General features: G+C 54.8%; 18 protein-coding genes. 6 read left to right on the top strand and 12 right to left on the bottom strand.

Going from position 1 to position 16,800, the window contains the following annotated elements; translation table 11 throughout:
* Positions 1 to 96 precede the first annotated feature (96 nt).
* Positions 97 to 1,014 (top strand): LysR family transcriptional regulator, encoded by a 918-nt coding sequence (locus ACQZQY_RS17125; RefSeq protein ID WP_431296076.1) that lies wholly within the window; start codon positions 97 to 99, stop codon positions 1,012 to 1,014.
* Here the strand turns inward: ACQZQY_RS17125 and ACQZQY_RS17120 are convergent.
* Positions 1,011 to 1,364, bottom strand: a complete 354-nt coding sequence (locus ACQZQY_RS17120) for an ArsR/SmtB family transcription factor (protein ID WP_056769964.1) — start codon at positions 1,362 to 1,364, stop codon at positions 1,011 to 1,013. The genes ACQZQY_RS17125 and ACQZQY_RS17120 overlap by 4 nt on opposite strands.
* A 302-nt stretch (positions 1,365 to 1,666) precedes the next feature.
* Between ACQZQY_RS17120 and fusA the strand changes: the two genes are divergently transcribed.
* Positions 1,667 to 3,772 (top strand): elongation factor G, encoded by a 2,106-nt coding sequence (gene fusA, locus ACQZQY_RS17115; protein ID WP_390972292.1) that lies wholly within the window; start codon positions 1,667 to 1,669, stop codon positions 3,770 to 3,772.
* Positions 3,773 to 3,844: 72 nt separating this feature from the next.
* Here the strand turns inward: fusA and wrbA are convergent, their stop codons facing one another.
* From wrbA to ACQZQY_RS17075, 8 genes are all read right to left on the bottom strand, one after another.
* The gene (wrbA, locus tag ACQZQY_RS17110) at positions 3,845 to 4,444 is read right to left on the bottom strand and encodes an NAD(P)H:quinone oxidoreductase (protein WP_136374854.1); all 600 of its coding nucleotides are present in this window, start codon (positions 4,442 to 4,444) and stop codon (positions 3,845 to 3,847) included.
* 362 nt (positions 4,445 to 4,806) lie between these two features.
* Positions 4,807 to 5,145 carry a DUF1493 family protein gene (locus tag ACQZQY_RS17105; RefSeq protein ID WP_056769969.1) on the bottom strand — a complete coding sequence of 113 codons (339 nt, stop codon included), beginning with the start codon at positions 5,143 to 5,145 and terminating at the stop codon, positions 4,807 to 4,809.
* Complete coding sequence (locus ACQZQY_RS17100) at positions 5,139 to 5,579, bottom strand: STM2901 family protein (protein WP_056769971.1); 441 nt, start codon at positions 5,577 to 5,579, stop codon at positions 5,139 to 5,141. The genes ACQZQY_RS17105 and ACQZQY_RS17100 overlap by 7 nt, the downstream gene beginning before the upstream one ends.
* Before the next feature lie 6 nt (positions 5,580 to 5,585).
* Positions 5,586 to 6,071: an Hcp family type VI secretion system effector gene (locus ACQZQY_RS17095; RefSeq protein WP_431296075.1), complete on the bottom strand. Its 486-nt coding sequence runs from the start codon at positions 6,069 to 6,071 to the stop codon at positions 5,586 to 5,588.
* Positions 6,072 to 6,519: 448 nt separating this feature from the next.
* Entirely contained in the window at positions 6,520 to 6,804 is a 285-nt protein-coding gene (locus ACQZQY_RS17090) for a hypothetical protein (RefSeq protein WP_217203367.1), read from the bottom strand.
* An 18-nt stretch (positions 6,805 to 6,822) separates the two neighbouring features.
* Positions 6,823 to 7,065 carry a hypothetical protein gene (locus tag ACQZQY_RS17085; RefSeq protein WP_122095097.1) on the bottom strand — a complete coding sequence of 81 codons (243 nt, stop codon included), beginning with the start codon at positions 7,063 to 7,065 and terminating at the stop codon, positions 6,823 to 6,825.
* Positions 7,062 to 7,478 carry a hypothetical protein gene (locus ACQZQY_RS17080; RefSeq protein WP_390972284.1) on the bottom strand — a complete coding sequence of 139 codons (417 nt, stop codon included), beginning with the start codon at positions 7,476 to 7,478 and terminating at the stop codon, positions 7,062 to 7,064. Before ACQZQY_RS17080 ends, ACQZQY_RS17085 begins: the two co-directional genes overlap by 4 nt.
* 58 nt (positions 7,479 to 7,536) lie before the next feature.
* Positions 7,537 to 10,116: a YadA-like family protein gene (locus ACQZQY_RS17075; RefSeq protein WP_431296074.1), complete on the bottom strand. Its 2,580-nt coding sequence runs from the start codon at positions 10,114 to 10,116 to the stop codon at positions 7,537 to 7,539.
* Positions 10,117 to 10,581: 465 nt separating this feature from the next.
* On the opposite strand from ACQZQY_RS17075, the gene ACQZQY_RS17070 reads away from it, so the two are divergent.
* On the top strand, positions 10,582 to 10,908 hold the full coding sequence (locus tag ACQZQY_RS17070; RefSeq protein ID WP_431296073.1) for a hypothetical protein: 327 nt from the start codon (positions 10,582 to 10,584) through the stop codon (positions 10,906 to 10,908).
* Positions 10,909 to 11,008: 100 nt separating this feature from the next.
* Here the strand turns inward: ACQZQY_RS17070 and ACQZQY_RS17065 are convergent, their stop codons facing one another.
* Positions 11,009 to 11,314 (bottom strand): EthD family reductase, encoded by a 306-nt coding sequence (locus ACQZQY_RS17065; protein WP_056769988.1) that lies wholly within the window; start codon positions 11,312 to 11,314, stop codon positions 11,009 to 11,011.
* Positions 11,315 to 11,452: 138 nt separating this feature from the next.
* On the opposite strand from ACQZQY_RS17065, the gene ACQZQY_RS17060 reads away from it, so the two are divergent.
* Positions 11,453 to 12,799: a cation:proton antiporter gene (locus ACQZQY_RS17060; RefSeq protein ID WP_122095100.1), complete on the top strand. Its 1,347-nt coding sequence runs from the start codon at positions 11,453 to 11,455 to the stop codon at positions 12,797 to 12,799.
* Positions 12,800 to 12,873: 74 nt separating this feature from the next.
* On the opposite strand, the gene znuB is transcribed toward ACQZQY_RS17060, so the two are convergent.
* Positions 12,874 to 13,659: a zinc ABC transporter permease subunit ZnuB gene (gene znuB / locus ACQZQY_RS17055; RefSeq protein WP_056769994.1), complete on the bottom strand. Its 786-nt coding sequence runs from the start codon at positions 13,657 to 13,659 to the stop codon at positions 12,874 to 12,876.
* Positions 13,656 to 14,414 carry a zinc ABC transporter ATP-binding protein ZnuC gene (znuC, locus tag ACQZQY_RS17050; RefSeq protein WP_056769997.1) on the bottom strand — a complete coding sequence of 253 codons (759 nt, stop codon included), beginning with the start codon at positions 14,412 to 14,414 and terminating at the stop codon, positions 13,656 to 13,658. The genes znuB and znuC overlap by 4 nt, the downstream gene beginning before the upstream one ends.
* A 95-nt stretch (positions 14,415 to 14,509) precedes the next feature.
* Between znuC and znuA the strand changes: the two genes are divergently transcribed.
* Together znuA and mepM are read left to right on the top strand one after the other, a co-directional pair.
* The gene (gene znuA, locus ACQZQY_RS17045) at positions 14,510 to 15,442 is read left to right on the top strand and encodes a zinc ABC transporter substrate-binding protein ZnuA (protein WP_056770000.1); all 933 of its coding nucleotides are present in this window, start codon (positions 14,510 to 14,512) and stop codon (positions 15,440 to 15,442) included.
* 19 nt (positions 15,443 to 15,461) lie between these two features.
* Complete coding sequence (mepM, locus tag ACQZQY_RS17040; RefSeq protein ID WP_122095104.1) at positions 15,462 to 16,796, top strand: murein DD-endopeptidase MepM; 1,335 nt, start codon at positions 15,462 to 15,464, stop codon at positions 16,794 to 16,796.
* Positions 16,797 to 16,800: the final 4 nt, after the last annotated feature.

Below are 16,800 nucleotides of genomic sequence, written 5' to 3'. Positions count from 1 at the left end.
AATGATGCCAAAGGCGTAAATTCTGTTGAGGATCATGCGCGCCGACGTGCCATGATGTCTAATGCCTATAATAGTGAATACCGATACCCGGAGAGTATGGCAATGATTGAGCTGAAACGTCTGAATGCCTTCGTGACCGTTGTCGAGGCCGGGAGCATTACCCGCGCCGCAGAATTGCTTTTTATCCAGCAACCCCCGCTGACCCGTCTGTTGCAGGGGCTGGAGCAGGATTTCGGCGTGGTCTTGTTACAGCGTTTGCCGCGCGGGGTGATCCCGACTGAGGCCGGTGAAGTGTTGCTGAACGAAGCCCGTGCCGTGCTGGCGCGGGCTGACCAGTTGAGCGCTGCGATGCAACGCGCGGCGCTGGGCGAACAGGGGCGCATCCGCATCGGATTCACCAGTTCTGCTGCCCTGCATACCTTTGTGCCCGCGCTGCTGCGCCGGTATCGCGAAATTTACCCGTCGGTCAGTACCCTGCTTGAGGAAAATGGCAGCGGTGAGCTGCTGGCGGGCGTGGTGGCCGGGCAGCTGGACGTCGCTTTTGTGCGCATGCGCGTAAAAGATATGCCGGAATTAGAGATGGAAAAAGTGCTGGAAGAACCGATGTGGGTGGCGGTTCCGGCGGGACACCGGCTGGCCTCTCAGCCGGGCGACCAGCCTTTAAAACTGGAAGAACTGAGTAACGAGCCTTTTGTGCTGTACCGGCGACGCGCCGGGCAGGGGCTGTACGATGCAATACTGGCGGCGTATGTCCGCGCCGGTTTCAGCCCGCACATTGTGCAGGAAGCGCCACGGCTGACGTCGTGTCTGAGTCTGGTAGGCGCAGGGCTGGGCATTTCGATTGTGCCCGCTTCGATGACCCGCCTGGGTGGCGACGGCGTGGTGTTTCTGCCTCTCGATGCCACCACAAAACTCAGCGCACCGCTTTATCTTGCCCGGCGGGAGGACAGCCACGGATCGTCTATCATTAATACGTTCTGTTCGCTGGTGAAATCACAACTGGCGAAAAATTAAAGGTGTTGCTCGGAGATATGTTTCTGGGTGGATTCCAGCGTAATGCCGTCGGATTCGATGGCGTTAAGCAGGGAATCGAGCAGGCCGGGGAAGCGGGCGTCCAGATCGTCGCGGCGCAGTGAAAGTAAGTTGGCGCGGCCATCCGGGCGTTGCCAGATCACGCCGCTGTCACGCAATACGCGCCAGTGGTGAGTCAGCGTCGATTTCGACAGCCCCTGCAATAATGTTCCGCACGGATGTTCGCCGCCTTTTGCCAGCGTGCGCACCACGGCCAGACGTAACGGATTACCCAACGCAGTCAGGACATTTTCGAGGCGGATCTGCTCGCGTTCGGGGTGATTGGCTATCATCGGACTATCCTCTTTACCCTTCATACTTCAGGTTGCAGATGCGTTTGCCGCCTTCCTGCAACCAGAATTATTTTGGCTAAAATTTTAAAATATCGGCGGCCGCGCAATATAGCCTATCCCTCAACTGCTGTACAACGTGACGGCCTGTGACCAATTTCATTGATAGACTAAATTAATTGTACGAATATACACGTACAATTGTAGTATACTCTCCGAATTAAGAAGTTTAGTACCCAATACTTTGTGACGGGACGTGAAAACCACTCCCCGCCAACTTAGCCATCAACCAGTAAGGACGTTATATGGCTCGCAAAACGCCAATCGAGCGCTACCGCAATATCGGTATCTCAGCACACATCGACGCAGGTAAAACCACCACCACCGAGCGTATTCTTTTCTATACCGGCATGAATCATAAGCTGGGAGAAGTGCATGACGGCGGTGCGACCACAGACTGGATGGCTCAGGAACAGGAGCGCGGCATCACCATTACCTCCGCCGCGGTGACCTGTTTCTGGCGCGGGATGGATCACTCGTTCGATGAGCATCGTATTAATATTATCGACACACCGGGGCACGTGGATTTCACCATTGAAGTGGAACGTTCCATGCGCGTTCTCGACGGCGCGGTGATGGTGTATGACGCCGTCGGCGGCGTGCAGCCTCAGTCTGAAACCGTGTGGCGTCAGGCGAATAAATACAAAGTGCCGCGCCTGGCTTTTGTGAACAAAATGGACCGTCAGGGTGCAGATTTCTTCCGCGTTCGCCAGATGATGGTGGACCGCCTGAAAGCCAATCCGATCCCGATCGTTATCCCGATCGGCAGCGAAGAGCATTTCACGGGCGTGGTGGATTTACGCAAAATGCGCGCCATTTTGTGGGATGACGAGACGCAGGGCATGACCTTCAGTTATGCACCAATCCCGGCGGAGTTACAGGCGCTGGCAGAAGAGTGGCGCGAGAAAATGGTGTCGGCAGCCGCCGAAGCCAATGACGCGCTGATGGATAAATATCTCGAAGAAGGCGCGCTCACCGAGGATGAGATCACCGAAGGTCTGCGCCTGCGTACCATCGCCGGTGAAATCCAGCCAATGCTGTGCGGCAGCGCGTTCAAGAATAAAGGCGTGCAGCGCATGCTCGACGCCGTGATCGAACTGATGCCTTCGCCGCTGGATATTCCGCCGATCGCGGGGACCGACGAAGATGGCAACGAGATATTTCGTCATTCCGATGACAGCGAGAAGTTCTCGGCGCTGGCGTTCAAACTGATGACTGACCCGTATGTCGGCCAGCTGACGTTTGTCCGGGTGTACTCAGGCGTGCTGAAAAAAGGCGACAGCGTATATAACCCGGTGCGCGGCAAGAAAGAGCGTATTGGCCGTATCGTGCAAATGCACGCCAATGACCGTATCGAGATCGACGAAATCCGTGCCGGTGATATTGCCGCCTGCGTGGGGCTGAAAGACGTGACAACCGGCGAAACGCTGTGCGACCCGTCTGACATTATTACGCTGGTGCGCATGGAGTTCCCGGATCCGGTGATCTCGCAGGCTATCGAGCCGAAAACCAAAGCCGACCAGGAGAGAATGGGCATTGCGCTTTCGCGGCTGGCGTCTGAAGACCCGTCGTTCCGCATTCGTACTGATGAGGAATCCGGGCAGACGATCATTTCCGGTATGGGTGAGTTGCATCTGGAGATCATCGTCGACCGCATGAAACGTGAGTTTGGCGTGGAAGCTAACATCGGTAAACCGCAGGTCACGTACCGCGAAACGGTGCGTAAAACGGTGAAAGATGTGGACGGCAAATTTGTGCGTCAGTCCGGCGGTAAAGGCCAGTACGGCCACGTGGTGTTCACGCTTGAACCTCTGCCGGCAGGCACCGGTTTTGAGTTTGTGGATGCGACCAAAGGGGGTGTTGTTCCGCGTGAATTTATTCCTGCCGTTGAGAAAGGGGTAACGGAAGCGCTGAATAACGGCATTCTGGCGGGGTATCCGGTCGTCGACGTGAAAGTCACGCTGACGTTCGGGTCGTACCACGAGGTCGATTCCTCGGAAATGGCGTTCAAAATGGCGGCGATCTTTGGTTTCAAGGAAGCGGCCAAACGTGCGGACCCGGTGATTCTTGAACCGATGATGAAAGTGGAAGTGGAAACGCCGGAAGAGTATGCCGGTGGCGTGATGGGTGATTTGTCGTCACGTCGCGGCACGGTGCAGGGCATGGAAGAGATCGCGGGCGGCGGCGGTAAAATTATCAAAGCCGAAGTGCCGTTGTCTGAAATGTTCGGTTATTCCACCGTTTTGCGGTCAATGTCGCAGGGCCGTGCAACCTACAGCATGGAGTTCAATCACTATGCCGAGGCACCGCGCAATGTCGCTGAAAACATCATTGCATCGCGTGGTAAATAAGCGTTAAAACGTAAAAACTAAAAGGGTTCGGCAATGGATGCCGAACCCTTTTTTTTGGGGTTTTTAAAAAAATTAACCCACCAGTTTGCTGGTGATCGTGGCGACGTGTTTACCCTGATGCACGGCAATACGCAGCTCTTCGGCACTTGGCTGACGTGAGCCATCGCCACCGGCGATAGTGGTCGCGCCATAAGGCGTGCCGCCGCGAACCTGTGAAATATCGAACAATTCCGGGGTGGTGTAACCGATTGGCACGATGATCATGCCGTGATGGGCGAGGGTGGTCCAGGTCGACGTGATAGTCATTTCCTGACCGCCGCCGGTGCCAGTTGAGCTGAATACGCTGGCGACTTTGCCTGCCAGTGCGCCTTTGGCCCACAGGCCGCCGGTTTGATCAAGGAAGGTGCGCATCTGACCGGTCATGTTACCAAAGCGGGTTGGTGTGCCGAAAATGATGGCGTCGTAATCAGCGAGTTCTGCCGGAGAAGCAACGTCTGCCGTTTGACCAGTTTTGCCACCCGCAGCCTTAAACGCTTCTTCGGGCATGGTTTCAGGGACGCGTTTTATCGTGACTTCAACACCGGGTACGCTGCGTGCGCCTTCGGCAACGCTTTGCGCCATCGTTTCAATATGACCATACATGGAATGATAGAGAACCAGTACTTTTGCCATTGTTAACTCCTGTTGAGGTGATGTTGTTACCGGATGGGGTGCAGACTTCTGGCCGGCAATTCGGGCGAAAATCTCGCTTAAAAATCCCACGTTAACTCCTGCGCCAGACTCAGCGTTGTGATGAGCAAGAGAGTTCATCGTCCGCGCATAAGGCGTGACTTACAAACGCAATTTTTTGAACAGACTCTTCAATTAATTAGGGCATGCAGGCTTATTTATAGAGCCGCTTATTCCCGGTAGGGTATGAATGGGACATCGCTGCCTGACTTAAAATTTAGCATCGCCACTTGCTCTGCAATGCTTTACGACATGCAGGTGCCGTAAATGTTAAACACCATCCGGGCTCAGTTAGCGGGAAAATTTTAATCATAAAGCCATTTTCCAGCCCGCGCAGATTCTGCGAGCATTTTGAGTGTTAACGGCAGCGGTTCTTCGTAATCATCTCCGCATGTACATAGCGCAAAGATAGATGAGCCAGATGCTTCAACAGGCCAATATTTCACGAAATCAAACCCCTGAGGGTCAACCTTAAATTTCTCGAAATATTCTTTCATTATCTCGTCGCCTGTCTCACATGCCCACACATAGCGTCCGGTTGAAAGACTTGTATCAATGGTGACGGGCCAGCGTTTTTTTGAGAAATAACCCGGTTTGTTAAACCGCTCATTGTACCAATCAATGATGTCCTCATTGCTTACCATAGGCGGTCTTTCTCGTTGGCAATGGTGTTGTAGCGGTTAGTCGACTTATAGGCAATGGTGGCTACGTCGTCGGCTAATATTACCCATCCGAGAATGGGGATCCATCTACCCGTGAATGCTCCCAGATTTGTTACATATGAGAACTTTAACTTTCGGATACTCCCATTCGTGAGCGTGGGCCAATGCTTCACTTCAATATTGAGCCATTGACGCAAATGATAGCTCAGAATAGATGTACCCGGAGTAGCTCCCAGTGGTTTCGCACGCGTCGCCTTCATGGGTTGTCCGAGAATGATCAGTGCAAGGTTCGCAAAATCAGCAATGCCAATTTGCTTGCCAGTTTCATCAAGAAAAACCCAGAAAAACAATTCTCCAGCGGATAAATTAGATAGCCCGCTGAAGTAATAACCACTGACTTGTTCGGTAGTATCCATATTCTGTTACCCCGTCACACGCTCATTCCATGCATCGCTGTATTGAATGTTCCCATCCAAATATTTCCATGTGATTTTCTGATAGCGTAACTGGATAGCCTCTTTATGGCCGACATCAACAACAGTTTTTGTATCGTGCATCATGGGGACAACGGAGACAATTTTTACGCCTTCCAGGAACATGTTGAAGTATTCAACTTCCTGCCCAGCATCACTAATCCGGTACCACTTCAATTCTGCTGATTCCAATGTCTGGCCCGTGGCGACGGCTTTGTATAAGTAGGGAGAGGAAGAGTCGAAATCTTTCTCCACCTGCATTGCACCGTGTAAGCGTGTGCCGGTTAATTTTCCGGTGCCATTATCAGTGGGGATACTTAGTGAGTGATTGAAAGAAGTGATTTCGATTGAGTGCTCGCGACCATTAACGTCCACAGAACCTTTAATCAGTGCGCCGCCGTCATCTTTAAGCCATAGATAAGCTGGTATAGCCATTCTTTAAATCTCCATATGAAAAGTAAGGTTATGTTAAAGCAAGCAGAGAGGTATTCGCACGGTTAATTTGACTTAAGTTAGATCTGGCGTAGGTGCAGTGCCCCTAAGATAAACCGGGAGCAGCTTGTGTGCCGCTTTGAAGGGATTCAGATTCAGTAGGAGCGGGTGAATGAGCGAGCGGGCCTATGGGGCAAAACATATCCTCAAATTTCGCTAAAGTTCTTTGTTGGCGATTTTTGCTGATTCTAACCCACTTATGATAAGCAACGACGATGTCATCGTGTGTTACAACAATCCTTTCAACGGGTAGCTATGTGCGGGCAAGTGAAACGGGTGTTGAAATCTGGGATGGGGAGATTCGGGGCAGATCGCGCTGGATTCTATAACGGTAAGATTGAAAACAGAATTCAGCGCGATTTTATGCCGCGCTCATCCTCCTTACCTCAATTTAATACGTGTTTAAAATATCTGCCGTGCATTTTGCGCCGGTCACCTTTTCTATAAAGTGACACAGGCTCTTCGCTGCCTCGATTTTATCGTTATAAATCTTTGAGGTATGAATACCGGTCATGCTGGAAAAATGGTGAAAATGGTTGAGTTTAATTAACCGCAGCGTCAGTTCTTCCACTTCAACTCTTTTCAGCCGGTAAACATACCCTTTGTCTTTCAGTGTATGCAGAAACAAAACGCCGGTAGACGAACGCTCTTTTCTGGTCAGGTCTATCACATGCATGGGAGCAAAACGTCCTTATTAATCCCTGCGGTCATTACCGCGCTGATCATTGTTCCAGCTGACTAACACGGACACTTCTTCAGGTTGTGCGATGAACTTACTCAGCGTCGCGGTATGCCCGTTATTCATGATCACCGAGACGGCGACACCGGTGATCCCTTTGGAAAGCGGCGTCTCCTCCACGCGCTGAAGCATTTTCAGGCAGGTAAGCTGCTGCTCCGGCGACAGATGTTTAAACTGATCGGTATGATGTCTTTTCATGTTGTCGCCCGACCGTAAATCTGACCGTTGCGCATCAGAACCAGCTTGTGTGTGCGCTTGTAATAAATCGCTGTGAAAATACCTTTGCGATAGACCTGAGCATCCGCGTTATCTTCATCAAGATATGCTGCAGTCCCTTCGATATACCCTTGCTTATCGCCGGGAAAGATTTTGATATCTATTCCCTTAATCTTCGCGTGAATGACTTTTTTCGTCGCCTGGGCGTACTGACTGGCGGCATTTTCCATGGCCTGCTTCAGTGCCGCATTTTGTATACCGGTCTGGCGATTTTGCTCGGCGAGGTAACAGGTATCTTTTGAAATCCCCTGTGCCTGGCAGTTCGCCATTCTTGACGCCTGAGTGGAACAGCCTGCGAGCAACGTGATAGCTACAATGACAAAAATTTTTTTCATATCAGTCTGCCTTTTCCTGAAGTGAGGCCAGCCCTGTGGGGCTGGCTGTTTAATGAGTTTAGAAGTTCCAGCCAATACCTGCGGAAGCACCGACACCGTTATTTGTGTCGCCGGTTACCGCTAATTTGGTCACTGTTTTTGCGGTGATATGGCCTGATACACCCACCGCAATGGCAGACTGATTACCATAAGTGCCCGCACCGGCACCGACCATGAAGTCAGAACCTGCTTCTACCTGTGGGATCCCGACAGCAGCGAGGGCTGACGCGGTGCCTGCATTAGCCTGATCTTTGTTGTCATCGACTTCAGATTTCAGGTCAGAGAACTTTTTATTGGTGTAATCATTTGCCTGGCTCAGCGTGTTGGCATCACCCACTGCGCGGCTGTGAGATTCAGCAAGGACCTCGGCGTGATCTTGTTCAGCGGCTGCGTTCAGCGCCGTGATTTGTTTATCGTAATAAGTTGAACGAACTTCTTGCTTAACCACCGGTTGCTGAGCCGGGGTTGAGGTGACTTCCTGAACTGTGGATGAGTTTGCAGCCCGTATTGGCGTTTTATCAACAGTTGACTGTTCGGTCAACGTTGGTGCGACGGCCAGTTTTTGCGGCGTAGCCTGCGGCGTCAGCTGCGCGGTCAGGGTCGGCGCGACGGCCAGTTTTTGCGGCGTAGCCTGCGGGGTTGCCTGCGGCGTCAGCTGCGCGGTCAGGGTCGGCGTGACGGCCAGTTTTTGCGGCGTAGCCTGCGGAGTTGCCTGCGGCGTCAGCTGCGCGGTCAGGGTCGGCGCGACGGCCAATTTTTGCGGCGTGGCCTGCGGGGTCAGCTGCGTGGTCAGGGTTGGTGCGACGGCCAGTTTTTGCGGCGTAGCCTGCGGCGTCAGCTGCGTGGTCAGGGTTGGCGCGACGGGCAGTTTTTGCGGCGTGGCCTGCGGAGTTGCCTGCGGCGTCAGCTGCGCGGTCAGGGTCGGCGCGACGGCCAGTTTTTGCGGCGTAGCCTGCGGGGTTGCCTGCGGCGTCAGCTGCGCGGTCAGGGTTGGTGCGACTGCCAGTTTTTGCGGCGTGGCCTGCGGGGTCAGCTGCGTGGTCAGGGTTGGTGCGACGGCCAGTTTTTGCGGCGTAGCCTGCGGCGTCAGCTGCGTGGTCAGGGTTGGCGCGACGGGCAGTTTTTGCGGCGTGGCCTGCGGAGTTGCCTGCGGCGTCAGCTGCGCGGTCAGGGTCGGCGCGACGGCCAGTTTTTGCGGCGTAGCCTGCGGGGTTGCCTGCGGCGTCAGCTGCGCGGTCAGGGTTGGTGCGACTGCCAGTTTTTGCGGCGTAGCCTGCGGAGTTGCCTGCGGCGTCAGCTGCGCGGTCAACGTTGGTGCAACAGGAAGTTTTTGCGGCGTGGCCTGCGGGGTTGCCTGCGGCGTCAGCTGCGCGGTCAGGGTCGGTGCGACGGCCATTTTTTGCGGCGTAGCCTGCGGAGTTGCCTGCGGCGTCAGCTGCGCGGTCAGGGTCGGTGCGACGGCCATTTTTTGCGGCGTAGCCTGCGGGGTTGCCTGCGGCGTCAGCTGTGCGGTCAGGGTCGGCGCGACGGCCAGTTTTTGCGGCGTGGCCTGCGGGGTTGCCTGCGGCGTCAGCTGCGCGCTCAGGGTCGGTGCGACGGGCAGTTTTTGCGGCGTAGCCTGCGGAGTGGCCTGCGGCGTCAACTGCGCGGTCAGGGTCGGTGCGACGGCCATTTTTTGCGGCGTGGCCTGCGGGGTTGCCTGCGGCGTCAACTGCGCGGTCAGGGTCGGTGCGACGGCCATTTTTTGCGGCGTGGCCTGCGGGGTTGCCTGCGGCGTCAGCTGCGCGGTCAGGGTCGGCGTTACGGCCAATTTTTGCGGCGTAGCCTGCGGGGTTGCCTGCGGCGTCAGCTGCGCGGTCAGGGTTGGTGCGACGGGCAGTTTTTGCGGCGTAGCCTGTGGAGTTGCCTGCGGCGTCAGCTGCGCGGTCAGGGTCGGTGCGACGGGCAGTTTTTGCGGCGTGGCCTGCGGGGTTGCCTGCGGCGTCAGCTGCGCGGTCAGGGTTGGTGCGACGGGCAGTTTTTGCGGCGTAGCCTGCGGAGTCGCCTGCGGCGTCAACTGCGCGGTCAGGGTCGGTGCGACGGCCATTTTTTGCGGCGTGGCCTGCGGGGTTGCCTGCGGCGTCAGCTGCGCGGTCAGGGTCGGCGCGACGGCCAGTTTTTGCGGCGTGGCCTGCGGGGTTGCCTGCGGCGTCAGCTGCGCGGTCAGGGTTGGCGCAACGGGCAGTTTTTGCGGCGTGGCCTGCGGGGTTGCCTGCGGCGTCAGCTGCGCGGTCAGGGTTGGTGCGACGGCCATTTTTTGCGGCGTAGCCTGCGGAGTGGCCTGCGGCGTCAGCTGTGCGGTCAGGGTCGGCGTGATGGTCTGAGTGTGAGGCGTGGCCTGCGGTGGTGCTGGCTGAATGATTTCCGGCGCTGACTGGTTTAATTTATCCCCAAGATCTATTAAGAGATTTTCATGGCCTTCGCTACGAAGCGCTTCCCGCATAGTGGCCTGTTCACTGGCGGTCATGTTTACCCACTTCGCTGTGAAATTTGAAAACCCCATATCGGTGTAGTCTTTCAACAAATCAGCATGTGCTGCAGAGGTCGCCGTCATCGTCATCACAACACCTGCCAGCACACGCCGGACTGTTGTTGCGGATACACCAAAATAGCGTGCCAATTCTGATTTATTACGGTTCCCCGCTGTGTAGGCAGCGATGATTTGAGTGTTGCGCTCTGTAACATGGGAATTCATAAGTTTTTTCCGACATTGAAATAAGTATCTGATAGCGACAAATAAGAAGCATTATCAGAACGCTCTTCTTGTCTCCCTATGAAAATCATACATGCCGTGAATGTGACTTTCTTCACACATTCACCATGCATTTGACTTATGTCAAGAAACGTAAACTTATAGCGCTACATGAATATGTTTCATGTAGCGCGTGTATTTGTCGCTATTGGGCGCTTTTTGTTGTGTCTGAGAGGGTAAAAACTAGGATTTTTCGTAGCGATTAGCGACGGCATGAAATCTCTACGAGATTCCTGTACAATGCGCAGGGTTATAAGAACTGGAGATAAGTGAATGGCAGATAACGCAAAAGAATTCCTGGACTATGTCCAGCGGCTCGGAATAGATCAGCCCGCGTTGTGTATTCTGCTTGGACTGCCTCGCAGCACCCTGAATAAGTGGATTAACGGAACTGTTACCCAAATCCCACAGGTGGCCGTGACGGCAGTGAGAATACTTTGGTTTATGCGCGAGAGTGATGAAGTGCTGTTTGAGAAGTGGGCAATGGTGCAGGATTTTGGTGTGACAGCGGATTACGCGGCCAATGATAAAGCACAGATGTTTTTGCATACCATCAGGCGGGAACCGAGTGCGCCGATTAAAAAATTACTCACGAAATAGATGTTGAATCTGACTTCACGACGTTGTCAGAGACACCCTAAATCAGGCGATTAACCCGTTCAGGGCCACGGAGTAATCGCCTTTTTTATCGTCCGATGTGTTAAACCACCACGTCGAAGATCATCTTAACCGGTTCGATATTGGTGAAGTTGGCCACATCCGCCACAAACTCCTCAGCGTGATCCTTCATACCTTTCTCAAAATCTTCCATCGAGCGGCAGTAAATGTGGCAGGCCGCGATAAATGGCGTATCTGCCGGAGCGCCATCCTGGATCTTGTCGATGGCATAGGAGTGGCAATACGCGCCCATCTTTTCTTTGATCAGCGGTAAATGCACATTGCGGTAGTACTCATGATCAAAGGTTCCGTTTTTGACATTTGGGTATAGCACACTGTATTTAATCATTTTTTATGAACCTTTTTGCAGGAATGAAAAACATATTTTAGCGTACACCCGCCGATCCCGCCGCGCCTTTTGTGCCCGGCGTCACACCCCGGCTGACGATGTACTACGCTTAAAAGATGTTAATTTCAGGGAGCTTACATGGGTTTTTTAGAATGGACTGCGGCGGTCGGCGGACTGCTGCTGGTTATGTCACTGGCATCAGGCTGGATTTCGCGTGCGCCTGTGACCACCTTTGGGGTGTATCTGGCAGCAGGCATCATCTGCGGCCCCTGGGTATTGGACTTATTACACGTTGACCTGGTGGAATACTCGACGCTCACCGCACGCTTTACCGAAATCGCCATGGCGGCTTCGCTGTTTATTACCGGCCTGAAATTGCGTTTGCCGTTCCGCTCTCAGAGCTGGCGGGTCGGTGTGCTGCTGGCATTTCCGGCGATGTTGCTGACGGTGCTGAGTGTTACCGCGCTGGCCCACTATCTGGCAGGGATTTCCTGGCCGCTGGCTCTGGCGCTGGGGGCGATCATTGCGCCGACCGATCCGGTACTGGCGAGCATGATTGCGGTGAATGATGCCAATGACGACGACGGATTGCGCGTGGCGCTGTCCAGCGAAGCGGGGATGAACGACGGTTCTGCGTTACCCATTCTGATGCTGGCACTGATGCTGTTTACCGCGCAAGACGGCCTGTCATCGGCGGCACTGTGGGACTGGGCCTGGCGGGATGTGGTCTGGGCACTGATGGGCGGGCTGGCGATTGGTTACGCGATGGGACGGCTGGTCGGGCTGAGTGCGACGCGTTTCCACAGCCGTCAGCGTTCGGTGGCGCCGAGTGATTTTCTGGCGCTCGCGTTGATCGCACTGAGTTATGCCGTCGCGCAAAGTGTCGATGCCTCTGGTTTTCTGGCAGCGTTTGCGGCAGGCGTCGGGTTACGCAGTGCGGAGTTACGTGTCTGGACGCTTAATCCGCCGGAAGATCTCACCGAAGGCACGCGCCCGCCGCCGGCAGAAGGGCTGGTCAATCCGCATCAGCGGCATTCCATGTCGGCGGAACGGCCTGCCAATTCTATCGGTCTGATGGTCGGAGACGCGCTCTCGTTTGGTGACACCATTGAAAGATTGTTCGCAGCCGGGATTGTCACGGTGCTGGGCATCACGCTTGCTGAACATTGGGAACCGATGGGGCTTGTCTTCGCAGCGCTGCTGTTTATCGTCATTCGTCCGTTGTCGGTGTACATCACGACTCTCGGCGTGCGCGTGCCGCGCGGGCGGCGGCTGATGATCGGCTGGTTTGGCATTCGCGGGATAGGCAGCATGAACTACATTGCTTACGCTTATACCCACGGGCTGAAGGGCGCAGAAGCCAGTTACATGACCAATATCGCGTTCACGGTCATTGTCGCCAGCGTGGTGATCCACGGCTTAACGGTTTCGCCGGTGATGCACTGGCGGCAGGCGAGGCGGGAGGCCGCGCAAGAACAGGAGTGATCGCCGCAGAAATACTTGCGGGATAAATAAAAACGGACGCTCAGTGGCGTCCGTTTTTATTTTACCGGTTTGACTCAGGCCGTCTGCTTTTTGCCGAGACTGAACATGAACAGCACGGCTGCTGAAAGCACCACCGAAGGACCGGCCGGTGTATCGTAAAATGCCGAAAGTGCCAGACCGGCCGTGACCGCCACAATCCCGATAGCCACCGCCACTGACGCCATCTGTTCCGGCGTTTTGGCAAAGCGGCGGGCCGTGGCGGCAGGGATGATCAGCAGTGAGGTGATGATCAGCGCACCGACGAATTTCATCGCCAGGCCTATCGTCAGCGCCGTCACCAGCATCAGAATCACCCGCGAGCGTTGCAGATTGACGCCATCGACGTGCGCCAGTTCCGGGCTGATGGTCATCGACAGTAACGAGCGCCATTGCCAGCACAGCACGGCGATCACCACCGCCACACCGCAGCCGATCATCCAGATATCGCTGTAAGTGACGGACAGCAAATCCCCGAAAAGATACGCCATCAGATCCACGCGAACGCCGGACATCAGGCTGACAACCACCAGACCGAGTGACAACGCGCTGTGCGCCATAATGCCGAGCAGGGTATCCACCGCCAGATGCGGTTTACGTTCGAGCACAACCAGCACCAGCGCCAGCAGTAAGGTCACGGCAATCACGGTGTAAAACGGATTAATATTGAGCAGCAGGCCAAACGCCACGCCGAGTAAAGACGCATGCGCCAGCGTGTCGCCAAAATAGGACATCCTGCGCCAGACCACGAAAGAGCCCAGCGGACCGGCGGCAATCGCCAGCAACACACCCGCCAGCCAGCCGGGTAATAATAGAGCGATCATGCGTCACGACCTCCGCTGTTGCGTAAAATGACTTTTCCCTTCAAATCGTGACGATGGTTGTGATTATGGCGGTAAATCGCCAGTTGTTCCGCACCGCGGTTACCGAACATGGCAATAAATTCAGGGTGTGTGGACACCACTTCCGGGGAGCCGGAGCAGCAAATGTGCTGATTGAGGCACAGCACTTCGTCCGTTTTCGCCATCACCAGATGCAGATCATGCGACACCATCAGCACGGCGCAACCCAGCTCGCAGCGCAGGCTGTCGATCAGGTTATAAAGCGCCAGCTGACCGTTGACGTCAACGCCCTGAGTCGGTTCATCCAGCACCAGCAACTGCGGGCTGTTCATTAATGCCCGCGCCAGTAATACACGCTGATTCTCACCGCCGGACAGTTTTTGCATCGGCTGTTCCAGCAGGTGCGCCGCCTGGACGCGTTTCAGCGCAGGCAAAATGTCGGCTTTTTTAACGCCGGGCTTCAGACGCATAAAGCGGCTGACGGTCAGCGGCATGGTGGGATCAAGGTGAATTTTTTGCGGAACGTAACCGATGCGCAGGTTGGGTTCGCAGGTCATGGTGCCCTCGGTTGGCGCAATCAGGCCAAGCACGACGCGCACTAACGTCGATTTCCCTGCGCCGTTCGGGCCAAGGAGGGTGAGGATTTTTCCCGGTTGTAACGCCAGCGAGATGTTAGACAGCACGCGGCGGGAACCGAAAGTGACCGAAATATTTTTAAGCGTTGCTAATGTGGGCATGTCATTGGGTCTTGCAGAACAAATCGGATGTTATAATATTGCGTTTCGCGAAAAATAACCAGTTTTCCCCCAACATGAAGATGAGTTCACCCCGCATGATACAGAAAAAAAGCGTTAAACGGATGTTCCTGGCTGCCGCAATCCTCAGTTCCACCGCGGCTTTCAGCGCGCAGGCCGCCGTTCTGGCGTCTGTTCGTCCACTGGGTTTTATCGCTTCAGCCATTGCGGAAGGTGTGACGCCAACGGAAGTGCTGCTGCCGGATGGCGCATCGCCGCACGATTTTGCGCTGCGTCCTTCTGACATTCAGCGCATTCGCAGTGCGGATCTGGTGGTGTGGGTCGGGCCGGAAATGGAAGCTTTTATGACCAAGCCTGCCGCGCAGTTATCGGCGAACCGTCAGGTCGAAATTGCCACGCTGGCGGCGGTAAAACCGTTGCTGATGAAAGGCACGGATGATGACGAACATGACCACGATCACGGCACCGGGCATGACGATGAAGAACATCATCACGGTGAATACAACATGCACGTCTGGCTGTCTCCGGAGATAGCTCGCGAGACGGCGATTGTGATCCATAACAAACTTCTCGAACTCATGCCGCAGAAAAAGCAACAATTAGATGCAAACTTGTCACGTTTTGAGGAAAGCCTGACAAAAACTGACAAAAATATTGGTACTATGCTGCAGCCTGTGCAGGGTAAGGGATATTTTGTTTTTCACGATGCTTATGGCTACTTTGAAAAACACTTCGGCCTTTCGCCACTTGGTCACTTTACGATCAATCCCGAAATTCAACCCGGCGCACAGCGTTTACATCTCATTCGAACTCAGTTGGTTGAGCAAAAAGCGACATGCGTTTTTGCTGAGCCACAATTCAGGCCAGCCGTCATATCGGCTGTTGCCCAGGGGACAACAGTGCGTATGGGCACATTGGATCCGCTGGGGAGCGGCGTTGCATTGGGTGCGGACAGCTACGTGAACTTCCTGTCACAGCTGACGAACCAATACCTGAGCTGCCTGAAGTAAGCTAAAAGGACAGAATTAAGTGCAGCTGATCGCCCGATCTATCGCTATGGCGTATAGCAACCTTCCCCGGCCCCACCGCATCATGCTGGGGTCGCTTACCGTTGTCACACTGGCCGTTGCCGTCTGGAGGCCGTTAGCCTATCACCCGGATAACGACCTCTCAGATACCCGACCTATTGTTAAAAGTATCGCCCTCGACCACGAACAGTTGCGTTCGCTGCTTCCCGAAGCCAGTGAGCCTATCGATCAAACTTCACCCGCTGACGATGACATCCCACAGGATGATCTCGACGATAAAATCGTCAACGAAGCGGGCGTGCATGAATATGTGGTGTCCACCGGTGATACCCTCAGCAGCATCCTGAATCAGTACGGCATTGATATGTCCGAGATCGCGGCATTATCCGACGCCAACCGGGATTTGCGTAACCTGAAAATTGGTCAGCAAATCTCCTGGACCCTCAATGACGCCGGCGACTTACAGCGCCTGACGTGGGAGAAATCCCGCCGCGAAACCTACACCTTTGACCGCACAGGTAACGGCTTTAAATCTTCCCTCGAAACCCTGCAGGGCGACTGGAAAGACAGCGTCATCAAGGGGCGGCTGAACGGCAGTTTTGTCACCAGCGCCAAAGCCGCAGGGCTGAGCAGTTCTGAAGTCAGCGCCGTGATTAAAGCCCTGCAATGGCAGCTCGATTTCCGTAAATTACAGAAAGGTGATGATTTCGCCGTTCTGATGTCTCACGAAGTGCTGAACGGTAAAAATGAACAGAGCCAGCTGCAGGCGGTTCATATGCGCACCGGCGGTAAAGATTACTACGCGGTACGTGCGGAAGACGGTAAGTTCTACGATCGTACCGGCAGCGGCCTGGCAAAAGGCTTCCTGCGTTTCCCGACCGGTAAGCAATATCGTGTGTCATCTAACTTCAATCCACGTCGTCTGAATCCGGTGACTGGCCGTGTGGCACCGCACCGTGGCGTCGATTTCGCCGTGCCGGTGGGAACGCCGGTGCTGGCCGTCGGTGATGGCGAAGTGGTTGTGGCCAAAAATGGTGGGGCGGCCGGTAACTATGTGGCGATCCGCCATGGCCGTCAGTACATGACCCGTTACATGCATCTGCGTAAGTTGCTGGTCAAACCGGGCCAGAAAGTGAAACGTGGCGATCGCATTGCGCTTTCAGGTAACACCGGACGTTCTACCGGTCCGCATTTGCATTTTGAAATGTGGATCAACCAGCTGGCCGTCAATCCCCTGACCGCCAAACTGCCTCGTACCGAAGGGCTGACCGGCAAAGATCGCAGTACCTATCTGGCCACCGTTCGCGAAGTCGTGCCGCAACTCAAGCTGGACTGATTAT

The sequence above is a fragment of the Rahnella sp. PAMC25559 genome (genome assembly GCF_050632365.1).
GTDB lineage: Bacteria > Pseudomonadota > Gammaproteobacteria > Enterobacterales > Enterobacteriaceae > Rahnella > Rahnella rivi.
Note: the sequence above shows the minus strand (reverse complement) of the source record. Positions and strands in the feature narration are given on the sequence as shown.